This window comes from Streptomyces sp. 549 (assembly GCF_030124175.1).
GTDB lineage: Bacteria > Actinomycetota > Actinomycetes > Streptomycetales > Streptomycetaceae > Streptomyces.
On the sequence record NZ_JASKMT010000014.1, the window covers coordinates 1 to 12,301 of the forward strand.

Sequence of the window (12,301 nt, forward strand, 5' to 3'; positions counted from 1 at the left end):
GGCGCATCCGGAGGCCGATATCGGTCTGGTCGGTTACGAGATGGCACTCCTGGTCGACCGCGCGGGTACTGTTCTCACCCCCGATCTCCGGGCCGAACTGCAAGGAAGCCTTCTCAACTGACAAACAGGCAGTGCGCATTGCGTCTCCGCGCCATAAAGTGCGGAGACGCGGATGCCACGCACCGGAGCTTTCGCAGCGGTGGTCCCGCAACTCGGCAGTCGAAGGAGGAACCGTGGTCACGCCCCCAGGCGGTCCGTACGGCAATGGTCAGACGCCGCACAGCGACCCGTCCTACCAGCGCTACAACTTCCCTTCCACGCCGAGCCACCAGCAGCGTCAGCCCCCGCCGCAGCAGCAGCGGCCCTCCCAGCAGCCGCCCGCCCCGCGGGCCCGGCACCGCAGCTCCGGCTCGTCCGGGCAGGGCCGCGGCGGCCAGGAGCACCAGCCGCTGGTGCGCCCGTACGCCATGACCGGCGGCCGGACCCGGCCGCGCTACCAGCTCGCCATCGAGGCGCTGGTGCACACCACCGCCGGCGCCGCCCAGCTCCAGGGACAGCTTCCGGAGCACCAGCGGATCTGCCGGCTCTGCTACGAGATCAAGTCGGTCGCCGAGATCTCCGCACTTCTCAGCATTCCCCTCGGCGTCGCCCGTATCCTCGTCGCCGACCTGGCCGAGGCCGGACTCGTCGCGATCCACCAGCCGGGCGGCGACGAGACCGCCGGCGGACAACCAGATGTGACACTGCTCGAAAGGGTGCTCAGTGGACTTCGCAAGCTCTAGCGGTGCGGCCCGCTCCACCACCTCCGCGAAGATCGTGGTGGCGGGTGGCTTCGGCGTGGGCAAGACGACCTTCGTGGGAGCCGTCTCGGAGATCAACCCGCTGCGCACCGAAGCTGTGATGACGTCCGCGTCCGCGGGCATCGACGACCTCACCCACACCGGGGACAAGACGACCACCACGGTCGCCATGGACTTCGGCCGCATCACGCTCGACCAGGACCTGATCCTGTACCTGTTCGGCACGCCCGGTCAGGACCGGTTCTGGTTCATGTGGGACGACCTGGTGCGCGGCGCGATCGGCGCGGTCGTGCTGGTCGACACCCGCCGTCTCGCCGACTGCTTCCCCGCGGTCGACTACTTCGAGAACAGCGGCCTGCCCTTCGTCATCGCGCTCAACGGGTTCGACGGGCACCAGCCCTACAACCCCGAAGAGGTCCGCGAGGCACTCCAGATCGGTCCGGACACCCCGATCATCACCACCGACGCCCGGCACCGGGCGGACGCCAAGAGCGCGCTGATCACGCTGGTCGAGCACGCCCTGATGGCCCGCCTGCGGTAGCGGCGGCCGGCCCCGGCGCGCAGCCGCAGGGGCCCACCCGGCATCAGCGGCCCGGCACACCACCCGTGTGCCGGGCCGCCGCCTTCCGAGGGGCCCGGCCGCGGGGCCCGGCCGCGCGGGTCGCGCCGTGCCCTAGTCTGGAGTGTCATCTTCCCGCAGGTCACTGAAGGGCAACGCAACCCGTGCGCATCGCCAGATTCTCACTCGAGGGCACCGTCGCGTTCGGCGTCGTCGAAGGGGAGCCCGAGAACCCCGCGGACGCCCGGAGCTCCGACGGGCTGTTCCTCGACATCATCAAGGGCCACCCGTTCGCGGACTTCGAGCGCTCGGGCAAGAAGATCCCCCTGTCGCAGGTGCGGCTGCTGCCTCCCGTGCTCCCCAACAAGGTCCTCGGCGTCGGCCGCAACTACACCGAGCACGCCAGGGAGCTGGGCAACACCGTGCCCGACACCCCGGTGGTCTTCCTCAAGCCGTCCACCTCGGTGATCGGCCCCGGAGACCCGATCGGCTACCCGGCGTTCTCCCAGGAGGTGCACCACGAGGCCGAACTCGCCGTGGTCATCGGCCGGATGTGCCACCAGGTGCCCCGGGAGCGTGCCCTGGAGGTCGTGCTCGGCTACACCTGCGCCAACGACGTCACCGCCCGCGACGTGCAGCGCCGCGAGGAACAGTGGGCACGGGCCAAGGGCTTCGACGGCGCCTGCCCGCTCGGCCCGTGGGTGGAGACCGAGGTGGACCCCGCCGACCTGGCCCTGATGTGCACGGTCAACGGCGAGCAGCGGCAACTGGGCCGCACCAGCGAGATGGTCAGGTCCGTGGAGGACCTGATCGTGCACATCACCGAGGCCATGACGCTGCTCCCCGGAGACGTCATCCTCACCGGCACCCCCGCGGGTGTCGGACCGCTCAACGTCGGCGACGAGGTCGCCGTCACCATCGAAGGCATCGGCACTCTCACCAACAGGGTGATCACGCGTGGCTAGCGCTCCCTCTTCCTCCGCTGTGCGGGTACGTTTCTGTCCCTCACCGACCGGCAACCCCCACGTGGGCCTGGTCCGCACGGCCCTCTTCAACTGGGCGTTCGCCCGTCACCACGGCGGCACCCTGGTCTTCCGCATCGAGGACACCGACGCCGCCCGGGACTCCGAGGAGTCCTACCGGCAGCTGCTGGACTCGCTGCGCTGGCTCGGCCTGGACTGGGACGAGGGCCCCGAGGTCGGCGGCCCGCACGCCCCCTACCGGCAGTCCCAACGCATGGACCTGTACGCGGACGTCGCGGCCCGGCTGCTGGACGCCGGCCACGCCTACCGCTGCTGGTGCACCGCGGAGGAGCTGGAGGCCCGCCGGGACGCCGCCCGAGCCGCCGGGCGCCCCTCCGGCTACGACGGCCTGTGCCGGACGCTCACGCCCGAACAGACGGCCGCCCACGAGGCGGAGGGCCGCACCTCCATCGTGCGGTTCCGGATGCCGGACGAGCCGATCACCTTCACCGACCTGGTGCGCGGCGAGCTGACCTTCACCCCGGAGAACGTGCCCGACTTCGGCATCGTCCGGGCCAACGGGGCCCCGCTGTACACCCTCGTGAACCCCGTCGACGACGCGCTGATGGAGATCACGCACGTGCTGCGCGGCGAGGACCTGCTGTCCTCGACCCCGCGGCAGATCGCCCTCTACCGCGCCCTGGCCGAGATCGGTGTGGGCAACGGCTCGATCCCGCGGTTCGGGCACCTGCCGTACGTGATGGGCGAGGGCAACAAGAAGCTCTCCAAGCGCGACCCGCAGTCGTCCCTGAACCTCTACCGGGAGCGCGGCTTCCTGCCGCAGGGCCTGCTCAACTACCTCTCGCTGCTCGGCTGGTCGATCGCCGAGGACCGGGACATCTTCAGCCTCGACGAGATGGTGTCCGCCTTCGAGATCGACGCGGTCAACGCCAACCCGGCCCGCTTCGACCTGAAGAAGTGCGAGGCGATCAACGCCGTCCACCTGCGGGCGATGCCCGTGGCGGACTTCGTCGCCGCCTGCGAGCCGTGGCTCACCGCGCCGCACGCCCCCTGGCGCCCCGAGGCGTTCGACCGGGCGGCGTTCGAGGAGCTGGCCCCACTGGCCCAGACACGCCTCACCGTGCTCTCCGAGATCACCGACAACGTCGATTTCCTCTTCCTCGACGAGCCCGCCACCGACGAGGCCTCCTGGGCCAAGGCGATGAAGCCGGGCGCGGACGCCCTGCTGCGCACCGCCCGCGCGGGGCTGGCCGAGGCGGAGTGGAACGCTGAGGCGCTGAAGGCCGCGGTGCTCGCGGCGGGCGAGCAGCACGGGCTGAAGCTCGGCAAGGCGCAGGCGCCGGTCCGGGTCGCCGTCACCGGCCGCACGGTGGGCCTGCCGCTGTTCGAGTCGCTGGAGGTGCTCGGCCGGGAGCGCACGCTGGCGCGTGTCGACAGCGCGCTCAAGACGCTGGAGCAGCAGGCGTAGGCCGGCTGCGGCACCGCCGCGCGGCCGGGCGGGCCGGGGGAGCGCACTCGCGCTGCCCCGGCCCGCCCGCGTGCGGGGCGGCGGGGCCGCCCGGGGGCGGCGGGAATCCCGTTTTGGAGCACCGTCCACCATCGGGTAATGTTCTTCCTGTCGCCGAACGGGGCAGGCCGAAAGGCCGGGCCACCGGGAGGCGGTCACCCAAACAAAATCCCCGCAAGGGGTTGCGTTTTGGTGGGCTATGGTGTAATTGGCAGCACGACTGATTCTGGTTCAGTTAGTCTAGGTTCGAGTCCTGGTAGCCCAGCGCGATCTTGACACGCGGAGTCTCGCAAGAAGCTCCGCAAGATCGATGCCCCCGTTGTGTAGCGGCCTAGCACGCCGCCCTCTCAAGGCGGTAGCGCCGGTTCGAATCCGGTCGGGGGTACGGATCCTTCACGGGATCACGCTAGGGCCCCCGTTGTGTAGCGGCCTAGCACGCCGCCCTCTCAAGGCGGTAGCGCCGGTTCGAATCCGGTCGGGGGTACTCGATCGCAGAAGGCCCGCACTCGGTGAGTGCGGGCCTTCTGCGTTGCCGGCCACGGCCGGCGGGGCCGCCGCGCTACGCCCCGTCCGCCGTTGCGGGCGGGCCGCAGTCACTGCGGGCGTGGTACCGGCGCTGGGACTGCTCGGCGTGGGCCAGGCGCCGCAGGCTCAGCAGCACCGGTTCGTACAGCACCGTCAGTGCGACGGCCGCCTCCAGCCGGGTGACGGGTGTGTCGAAGCGTTCCATCAGGTCCAGGTCGTGCACGGCGAGCCGGTCCGCCAACTCGCCGTAGGGCAGCAACTCGTCCACGCCGCAGGGGTAGCCGAGCCGCGCCAGGGCGCTCACCGCGGCGACGAGCATGGTGTGGCCGGGGTAGTCCGGCCGTGTCGACCAGCCGAGCCGTTCGACCAGTCCGGCCACCGCCGACTCGGCCTGCCCGGTCGCCGCGTCGGGCACCGCGCCGGGCAGCGTGGGCACACCCGGCAGCGCGCCGACCGCCGTTCCCAGGCGGCTGTCGAGGTCCAGCGAGTCGTCCTCCACCGCCTCCAGGACCTGGCGGGCGGTCGCCACCGGCACCCGCCCCACCTGGATCAGCGCCCGGACCAGTCCCAGGCGGCGCAGGTGCTCCTCGGAGTAGTCGGCCTGGGTGGCGGTCACCCGCTCACCCGGCGGCAGCAGCCCCTCGCGGAGGTAGTACTTGATCGTCGTGGTCGACACCCCGCTGCGCTCGCTGAGTTCCGCCAGCCGCATCCGCGCACCTCTTCCGTCCGGTGTCCGTAGGTCCCGCCTGTTCGCGCCGTCACGCGCATTCTCACCCCCGCGCGCCCTTGCGCGCCACGTTGGTGAGTGTCACTATCCAAGTATGGATAGTGACACTCACCAAGAACGAGTGGAGGACGTCATGGGTGAGAAGGGCAATGGCGACCCTCGTGGGGTCGACGGGATCACCGGCCGGCAGGAGCTGCGGCAGCGGGAGCAGGGGGCGGGCGGCACCGGGGGAGCGGAGGCCGCTATTGCCGCGACCGACGCGGACGTGCCGGTTGCGGGCCACCCTCAGGGGAAGGTCGTGCCGGGGCGGATGACGGCCGCGGCGGCGGGTGAGATCACGGTCTTCCTGATCGGCATGCGCATCAACCGCTTCCGCGACGTGCGCAGTTGGTGGCCGGCGCTGAGCGCGATGCCGCGGATGCTGCGTGAACTGGCCGACGACCCGGACAGCGGCCTGCTGGCGGCACGCAACCTGCTGGGCGGGCCCCGGCTGTTCTACCTCGTGCAGTACTGGGAGTCCCACGAGAAGCTGCTGGCATACGCCTCCGCGCCGGAGCAGCGGCACCGGCCCGCCTGGTCGGCGTTCAACCGGGGCGCGCGCAGGAATCCGGGCGCCGTCGGCATCTGGCACGAGACCTACGTGGTGCCCGCCGGCAACTACGAGACGGTGTACGGCTGGATGCCGCCCATAGGACTCGGGCAGGCCACCGGGATCGTGCCCATCGGCCGCAGGGGCGAGCGGGCCGCCGACCGACTGGCACAGGTGCGCTCACGCGGGGCCTGAGGCCGCCTGTGGCCGCCTCGGAGCCCCCACGACGCCCGGGAGCCGCTCGTGCGCGCGACAGCGGGAGGCACGGGGCTCCTGGCCCCGCCGGTGTGTCGAGCGGGGCTGTGACTGCGGGTGTGTACGTGCGGGTGAGTGAGCGCTACAGGGGCGGACAAGTGCTCGACTTGGCGGGGCTGAGCGATGCAGTTGGCGGTCGAGGTGACTCACGCGCGGGTTCAGCGGGTTCATCCGCCGAAGCGGTGCGCAACGCCGCGGCGGTCACGCGTGTCCCGCAAACGGTGCAGGCGGATCCAGGGACAGAGCCCGACGTGGCTATCCCGAGGCAGAGTCAGTGAACGCGGCTGCCGGCAGTTCTGCCTCCGTCTGCTCCCAGGGGAGGAAGATGCCAAGCTCACCCTCCAGGAACCGCAGGAACGCCACATCACCCACCTCGTCACCGCGGTGAACGAAGCCGAGCGCTACCTCGGCCGGGGCGTCGTTCGCAAGGTGTGGCAGACCCGGCTCGAACGACGTCACTGCCTCGCCATGGAGGCCGTAGTCGACGCGGCTCATGCCCTTCGCGTTGCGATGCACGGCAAACGCCCGTCCTCGCCGGGACAGCGCCGCGATGTAGGGCCCAGTACGGCAGCTGAATTCCTCCAGTGCGTACGCCCAGCCCGCCACCGAGCCCGCTCGGACGATGCTGTCCGGCGGGGCGGGCAGGAAGCCCCCGTTGGTCAGTCGGGTCACTGCCGCTGCGTCCTCCCAGTCCAGGAAGTCCAGGTCGCTGATGTGGTCCTCTACGTCCCTGAGCAGTAGATCGCACGCCGCAGAGCGGGTCAGCGGGACGATGCGGTGCTCCTCGGCGCCAACGTTGCGCAGCAGTTCGTACGGCGAGAGCCCCTCGCTGAGCGTGAGCGTGAAGCTGGTGTTGTAGGCGTCCGCTATCCAGCGCAGCCCGTTCTCCCCAGGTCCCCGGTTCATCAAGCTGCCCCCTGCGTGGTGATCCGCCATCGACGGCCTCAGGAGCAGATCCCGACGTTCAGCCCGGTCGAGCCAGAACGCCCATCCGCATCCCGTAGCCCTCAGTCACAGTGCGTTCCTGGTACTCGTCTCCAGCCGGTCCCACGCCGGAGGCTGCGACGGCCCTTCGTGGTCCGGGTCCGCGAGGTGCGGGTGGAGAAGGCGAGCGCCTGAGCCCGGTCAGCCGCGGCGCAGGGACTCCGACAGCCGGTTGGCGGCCTCCACGATCGCCTGGGCGTGCATGCGACCCGGGTGGCGGGTGAGGCGCTCGATCGGCCCGGAGACCGAGACCGAGGCCACGACACGGTTCGACGGGCCGCGCACCGGTGCGGAGACGGACGCCACCCCGGGCTCCCGCTCGCCCACCGACTGCGCCCAGCCGCGCCGCCGCACCCCGGACAGTGCGGTGGCCGTGAACCGGGCCCCCTGAAGGCCCCGGTGCAGCCGTTCGGGCTCCTCCCAGGCCATGAGGATCTGGGCGGCGGAACCGGCCTTCATCGGCAGTGTGGAGCCGACGGGCACGGTGTCGCGCAGCCCGGAGAGCCGCTCGGCCGCGGCCACGCAGATGCGCATCTCGCCCTGCCGGCGGTAGAGCTGGGCGCTCTCCCCGGTCACGTCGCGCAGATGTGTGAGCACCGGGCCGGCTGAGGCCAGCAGCCGGTCCTCGCCCGCGGCGGCTGCCAGTTCCGAGAGCCGCGGCCCCAGGATGAACCTGCCCTGCATGTCGCGGGCCACAAAACGGTGGTGCTCAAGAGCCACGGCGAGCCGGTGCGCCGTCGGGCGCGCGAGGCCAGTCGCCCCGACCAGTCCGGCGAGCGTGGCCGGACCGGACTCCAGGGCGCTCAGCACGAGAGCTGCCTTGTCGAGAACGCCCACACCACTTGAGGCGCTGTTGGAGTTGTCCATGCGTCGATACTTGCGTCTCACATTACGAAACGCAAGTTCAATTTCCTGCGGAACCCGCCACGCTGTGGTGAAGGCTGCCACCCGGCGCGCGGAGAACGGGTGGGGCGAGGCCTCGACATGTGGCCGGCGATGCGGCCGGCCGGAGGGAAAGCGATGGGACGGACACTCGCGGAGAAGGTCTGGGACGACCATGTCGTCCGGCGCGCGGAGGGAGAGCCCGACCTGCTCTTCATCGATCTCCACCTGCTGCACGAGGTGACCAGCCCGCAGGCGTTCGACGGCCTGCGCAAGAGCGCCCGTCCGGTCCGGCGGACCGACCTCACCATCGCGACCGAGGACCACAACACCCCGACCCTCGACATCGACAAGCCGATCGCCGACCCGGTCTCGCGCACCCAGCTGGAGACCCTGCGCAAGAACTGCGCCGAGTTCAACGTACGGCTGCACCCGCTGGGCGACGTGGAGCAGGGCGTCGTACACGTGGTGGGACCCCAGCTGGGACTGACCCAGCCGGGTATGACCGTGGTGTGCGGTGACAGCCACACCTCCACGCACGGCGCGTTCGGCGCGCTGGCCTTCGGTATCGGCACCAGCCAGGTCGAGCACGTGCTCGCCACCCAGACCCTGCCGCTGGCCCCGTTCCGCACGATGGCGATCACCGTCAACGGCGAGCTGCCGGACGACGTCACCGCCAAGGACCTGATCCTGGCCGTGATCACGCGCATCGGCACCGGCGGCGGACAGGGCTACGTCCTGGAGTACCGCGGCGAGGCCATCGAGAAGCTCTCGATGGAAGCCCGCATGACCATCTGCAACATGTCCATCGAGGCAGGCGCCAGGGCCGGCATGATCGCCCCGGACGAGACCACGTTCGCCTACCTCAAGGACCGGGTCCACGCGCCGCAGGGCGCCGACTGGGACGACGCGGTCGCCTACTGGCGCACGCTGCGCACCGACGACGACGCCACGTTCGACCACGAGGTGGTCATCGAGGCCTCCGAGCTGGCGCCGTTCGTCACCTGGGGCACCAACCCCGGCCAGGGCGCACCGCTGTCGGCCTCGGTGCCGGACCCGGCGTCCTTCTCCGACCCCAGCGAGCAGCTCGCCGCCGAGAACGCCCTGAAGTACATGGGCCTCACGGCCGGGCAGCCGCTGCGGGACATCAACGTGGACACCGTCTTCGTCGGTTCCTGCACCAACGGCCGCATCGAGGACCTGCGGGCCGCCGCGGCGCTGCTGGAGGGCCGTTCGGTCGCCGAGGGCGTGCGCATGCTGGTGGTGCCCGGTTCGGTGCGGGTCTCGCTCCAGGCCGTCGCGGAGGGGCTGGACAAGGTGTTCACCGCCGCCGGCGCCGAATGGCGGCACGCGGGCTGCTCGATGTGTCTGGGCATGAACCCCGACCAGCTGGCGCCCGGTGAGCGCTCCGCCTCCACCTCCAACCGCAACTTCGAGGGCAGGCAGGGCAAGGGCGGGCGCACCCACCTGGTCTCACCGCAGGTGGCAGCCGCCACCGCGGTACTGGGCCACCTGGCCTCGCCCGCCGACCTGTCCGACGTGTCCCAGCCCGTGGGGGTCTGAACAGCCATGGAAGCCTTCACCACTCACACCGGTCGTGCCGTGCCGCTGCGCCGCAGCAACGTCGACACCGACCAGATCATCCCTGCCCACTGGCTGAAGAAGGTCACCCGCGACGGCTTCGAGGACGGCCTCTTCGAGGCGTGGCGCAAGGACCCCCAGTTCGTGCTCAACCAGCCCGAGCGCGTCGGGGCCACCGTCCTGGTCGCCGGCCCCGACTTCGGCACCGGCTCCTCCCGTGAGCACGCCGTCTGGGCCCTGCAGAACTACGGCTTCAAGGCGGTGATCTCCTCCCGCTTCGCCGACATCTTCCGCGGCAACTCCCTGAAGAACGGCCTGCTCACCGTGGTCCTGCCGCAGGAGACGGTGGACGCGCTGTGGAAGCTCACCGAGGCCGACCCGACGGCCGAGGTCACCGTCGACCTGGTCAGCCGCCGTGTTCTCGCCGAAGGCGTCGAAGCGGAGTTCGAGCTGGACGAGAACGCCAGGTGGCGGCTGCTGGAGGGGTTGGACGACATCAGCATCACCCTGCAGAACGAGGACGCCATCTCCGCCTACGAGGCGCGGCGCCCGGCGTTCAAGCCACGTACGCAGGCCGCCTGAGCACTCCGACGGCCCAACGCGGCGCCCCCACCGGGAACGGTGGGGGCGCCGTTTCGCGTGCTCGGTCCAGCGCCTCGGATGTCAGGCGAACAACCGTGTTTGACAAGCCAGTTGGCTGGAAACCCGGTTGACAGGCCGAGGCGTCGAACAGCCTTGCAGACGCGCCCGTTGACCCCTCCCGAGGCGACAACTCACCGCAGATGGCACAATCAGTGCATGGAACGCGACGACCAACTCGAGTTGTACGGTCTCGTCGCCGCCCGACTGAAGGAGGCGCACCGCAAAGTGCGCACGATGCACGTGTCGGAGAGCGAGCGGGCGGCGCTCTCCCGAAGGCTGCTTGCCGTCACCGCCGCGTCCAAGCACGATCTGGCCGCGGCGGCACGGCGACTCGACAGCCTGATGGAGGAGCTCGACGAGAGCGGAGAGAGCAGCGACGGCCGCTTCCCCTCTGCGTGACCGGCAGTTCGTTGCGGCACAAGGGTGATTAGCCCGTTTCGTGTTTGATTTGCGGTATATATCTGCCTACCGTGCGAAAAAGCTTGAACATTTCGTTCCGGCAATGTCTCCGAAGGGGAAGACGTGAACAAGGCGCAGCTCGTCGAAGCAATCCAGGACAAGCTCGGTGGCCGCCAGCAGGCTGCTGACGCGGTTGACGTGGTGCTGGACGCGATCGTCCGCGCGGTGTGCGCAGGCGACCGCGTGTCGGTCACCGGTTTCGGTTCGTTCGAGAAGGTCGAGCGCCCCGCCCGCTACGCCCGCAACCCCCAGACCGGGGAGCGGGTCAGGGTCAAGAAGACCTCGGTGCCCCGGTTCCGGGCAGGCCAGGGCTTCAAGGACCTGGTCAGCGGGGCCAAGAAGCTCCCCAAGAACGACGTGGCCGTCAAGAAGGCGCCGAAGGGCAGCCTCTCGGGTGGCACTTCCACCAAGAAGGCCGCCGCCAAGAAGGCGGTCGCCAAGAAGGCCGCCGCCAAGAAGACGGCCGCGAAGAAGACCACGGCCAGCAAGCGGACCACCGCCGCCTCGACCGCGAAGAAGACCACGGCCAAGTCGGCTGCCAAGAAGACCAGCACGGCGCAGGCCCCCGCCAAGTCGGCGGCGGCCAAGAAGAGCACGGCGAAGAAGACCGCTGCCAAGAGCGCCCCGGCGAAGAAGAGCACTGCCAAGAAGGCGCCTGCGGGCAAGACCGCCGCCCGCAAGACGACCACCGCGAAGAAGGCCACCGCCCGCAAGCGCTGACCCCCTCGTTCGCGTGATCTCCTCGGCGCCGGGCCGGGCTCCTTCGGGGGAGCCCGGCCCGCGGTCGTGCAGCCGCCCCGCCAGCCCGTCCGCCCCCGCCCCGCCAGCCCGTCCGGCCGCCCCACCGCCCGAACCCGTCCCGCGGGTACCGGCGTAGGCTCTGCGGCATGCAGGCCACCGCTTACACATACGACCCCGAGACCCGCACCGGCAGCGTGCTGCTCGACGACGGCACGCCGGTGCCCTTCGACGCGGCGGCGTTCGACGCCGGCGGCCTGCGCCTGCTGCGCCCCGGTCAGCGGGTGCGCATCGAGGCCGAGGGCCAGGGCCCCGACCGGCGTGTCACCTTCGTCACGCTGCAGACCTTCTGAGCGTGTAGCGCCCCACCCCCAGTGCCAGCGCCGCCCGCAGGTCGTCGCCGGTGTCGACGTCGCGCCGCACACTGTCCACGCCGGACAGGGTGATTTCCGCCGCCCCCGATCCCAGGTGGCGAATCCGTGAGGCGCCGCCGAAGGCCGGGGCGAGTTCCCGCCCCGGAAGAGCGGACAGGAACGTCGTTCCCACGCCTGCGGCATCTGCGAGAAAGGCCCGCGGGAATGTCCCCGCGGCGTGCAGTACGCGCAGCAATTCCTCCGGTCGCAGCGCGGGGAGATCCGCGTTGAGTGCCGCCACCGCGGAAAGCGGATCGGACTCCCGTACCCGGAGCGCACCGTACGCCAGCGCCGCGTTCAGGCCCCGGTCGGGTTCGTCACCGACCACGCGCGCGCCCAGTGCCGCCAGCTCGCGCCCCGCCACCGGATCGTCCGTGACAACCACCACACCGCGCACCGCGGGACAGGCCGCCGCGGCGGCCACCGTGTCCTGGGCGAAGGCCAGCGCCAGCCCCGGGCGCAGGGACTCCCCGGCGGCGGGCGAGAGTCTGCTCTTGGCCCGCGCCAGCGGCTTCAGGGGAACGACGAGCGTCCACACGGCGAGTTCTCCCTTCCGTCCGCTCCGGTCGGCGACGACCCATTCTCACCCGGCCCGAGGCGGCGGGGTTACGGTGTCCTCGACAGGGCTGCGGCTCGGGGCGACACTTGTGCGGTTGT

Annotated in this window: 14 protein-coding genes, 3 tRNA genes and 1 pseudogene; 14 read left to right on the forward strand and 4 right to left on the reverse strand. The window is 70.8% G+C overall.

Translation table 11 applies throughout. The features are described from left to right. The 8 genes and pseudogenes from QNO07_RS16780 to QNO07_RS16815 all read left to right on the forward strand — a co-directional run. A pseudogene (locus QNO07_RS16780) lies at positions 1-121 on the forward strand (roadblock/LC7 domain-containing protein); the annotation flags it as partial. 112 nt (positions 122-233) lie between these two features. Continuing rightward, positions 234-782 (forward strand): DUF742 domain-containing protein, encoded by a 549-nt coding sequence (locus QNO07_RS16785; RefSeq protein WP_283992859.1) that lies wholly within the window; start codon positions 234-236, stop codon positions 780-782. Beyond that, entirely contained in the window at positions 763-1,341 is a 579-nt protein-coding gene (locus QNO07_RS16790) for a GTP-binding protein (protein ID WP_219091389.1), read from the forward strand. The genes QNO07_RS16785 and QNO07_RS16790 overlap by 20 nt, the downstream gene beginning before the upstream one ends. Positions 1,342-1,523: 182 nt before the next feature. After that, complete coding sequence (locus QNO07_RS16795; RefSeq protein ID WP_283992861.1) at positions 1,524-2,324, forward strand: fumarylacetoacetate hydrolase family protein; 801 nt, start codon at positions 1,524-1,526, stop codon at positions 2,322-2,324. Further along, positions 2,317-3,810, forward strand: a complete 1,494-nt coding sequence (gene gltX, locus QNO07_RS16800) for a glutamate--tRNA ligase (protein WP_283992863.1) — start codon at positions 2,317-2,319, stop codon at positions 3,808-3,810. Before QNO07_RS16795 ends, gltX begins: the two co-directional genes overlap by 8 nt. Positions 3,811-4,042: 232 nt before the next feature. Beyond that, positions 4,043-4,114: transfer RNA gene (locus QNO07_RS16805), tRNA-Gln, on the forward strand. Positions 4,115-4,161: 47 nt separating this feature from the next. Then, a tRNA-Glu gene (locus tag QNO07_RS16810) sits at positions 4,162-4,234 on the forward strand. Between the two features lie 26 nt (positions 4,235-4,260). Continuing rightward, positions 4,261-4,333, forward strand: a tRNA-Glu gene (locus tag QNO07_RS16815). A 75-nt stretch (positions 4,334-4,408) separates the two neighbouring features. Here QNO07_RS16815 and QNO07_RS16820 read toward each other — a convergent pair. Further along, the gene (locus QNO07_RS16820) at positions 4,409-5,083 is read right to left on the reverse strand and encodes a MerR family transcriptional regulator (protein ID WP_283992864.1); all 675 of its coding nucleotides are present in this window, start codon (positions 5,081-5,083) and stop codon (positions 4,409-4,411) included. 328 nt (positions 5,084-5,411) lie between these two features. Here QNO07_RS16820 and QNO07_RS16825 point away from each other — a divergent pair, with 328 nt between their 5' ends. Beyond that, entirely contained in the window at positions 5,412-5,885 is a 474-nt protein-coding gene (locus QNO07_RS16825) for a DUF4188 domain-containing protein (RefSeq protein ID WP_283992993.1), read from the forward strand. Positions 5,886-6,200: 315 nt separating this feature from the next. Here QNO07_RS16825 and QNO07_RS16830 read toward each other — a convergent pair whose 3' ends face one another. Then, positions 6,201-6,851, reverse strand: coding sequence for a DUF6461 domain-containing protein (locus tag QNO07_RS16830; protein WP_283992865.1), 651 nt, complete (start codon positions 6,849-6,851; stop codon positions 6,201-6,203). Between the two features lie 219 nt (positions 6,852-7,070). After that, the gene (locus QNO07_RS16835) at positions 7,071-7,796 is read right to left on the reverse strand and encodes an IclR family transcriptional regulator (RefSeq protein ID WP_283992866.1); all 726 of its coding nucleotides are present in this window, start codon (positions 7,794-7,796) and stop codon (positions 7,071-7,073) included. Between the two features lie 153 nt (positions 7,797-7,949). Between QNO07_RS16835 and leuC the strand changes: the two genes are divergently transcribed. From leuC to QNO07_RS16860, 5 genes are all read left to right on the forward strand, one after another. Next, complete coding sequence (gene leuC, locus QNO07_RS16840; protein WP_283992867.1) at positions 7,950-9,374, forward strand: 3-isopropylmalate dehydratase large subunit; 1,425 nt, start codon at positions 7,950-7,952, stop codon at positions 9,372-9,374. A 6-nt stretch (positions 9,375-9,380) separates the two neighbouring features. Continuing rightward, positions 9,381-9,974, forward strand: coding sequence for a 3-isopropylmalate dehydratase small subunit (gene leuD, locus QNO07_RS16845; protein WP_283992868.1), 594 nt, complete (start codon positions 9,381-9,383; stop codon positions 9,972-9,974). A gap of 216 nt (positions 9,975-10,190) precedes the next feature. Further along, complete coding sequence (locus QNO07_RS16850) at positions 10,191-10,433, forward strand: SCO5555 family protein (RefSeq protein WP_283992869.1); 243 nt, start codon at positions 10,191-10,193, stop codon at positions 10,431-10,433. A gap of 123 nt (positions 10,434-10,556) precedes the next feature. After that, positions 10,557-11,213: an HU family DNA-binding protein gene (locus tag QNO07_RS16855; protein WP_283992870.1), complete on the forward strand. Its 657-nt coding sequence runs from the start codon at positions 10,557-10,559 to the stop codon at positions 11,211-11,213. A gap of 167 nt (positions 11,214-11,380) precedes the next feature. After that, positions 11,381-11,584, forward strand: coding sequence for a hypothetical protein (locus QNO07_RS16860; protein ID WP_283992871.1), 204 nt, complete (start codon positions 11,381-11,383; stop codon positions 11,582-11,584). Here the strand turns inward: QNO07_RS16860 and cofC are convergent. Further along, positions 11,565-12,182, reverse strand: coding sequence for a 2-phospho-L-lactate guanylyltransferase (gene cofC, locus QNO07_RS16865; RefSeq protein ID WP_283992872.1), 618 nt, complete (start codon positions 12,180-12,182; stop codon positions 11,565-11,567). The genes QNO07_RS16860 and cofC overlap by 20 nt on opposite strands. Between the last annotated feature and the right edge of the window lie 119 nt (positions 12,183-12,301).

Excerpts from the sequence above, each read along its gene's own strand:
- QNO07_RS16820 (WP_283992864.1), bottom strand. The coding sequence starts at position 5,083 with ATGCGGCTGGCGGAACTCAGCGAGCGCAGCGGGGTGTCGACCACGACG.
- QNO07_RS16825 (WP_283992993.1), top strand. The coding sequence starts at position 5,412 with ATGACGGCCGCGGCGGCGGGTGAGATCACGGTCTTCCTGATCGGCATG.
- QNO07_RS16830 (WP_283992865.1), bottom strand. The coding sequence starts at position 6,851 with ATGAACCGGGGACCTGGGGAGAACGGGCTGCGCTGGATAGCGGACGCC.
- QNO07_RS16835 (WP_283992866.1), bottom strand. The coding sequence starts at position 7,796 with ATGGACAACTCCAACAGCGCCTCAAGTGGTGTGGGCGTTCTCGACAAG.
- leuC (WP_283992867.1), top strand. The coding sequence starts at position 7,950 with ATGGGACGGACACTCGCGGAGAAGGTCTGGGACGACCATGTCGTCCGG.
- leuD (WP_283992868.1), top strand. The coding sequence starts at position 9,381 with ATGGAAGCCTTCACCACTCACACCGGTCGTGCCGTGCCGCTGCGCCGC.
- QNO07_RS16850 (WP_283992869.1), top strand. The coding sequence starts at position 10,191 with ATGGAACGCGACGACCAACTCGAGTTGTACGGTCTCGTCGCCGCCCGA.
- QNO07_RS16860 (WP_283992871.1), top strand. The coding sequence starts at position 11,381 with ATGCAGGCCACCGCTTACACATACGACCCCGAGACCCGCACCGGCAGC.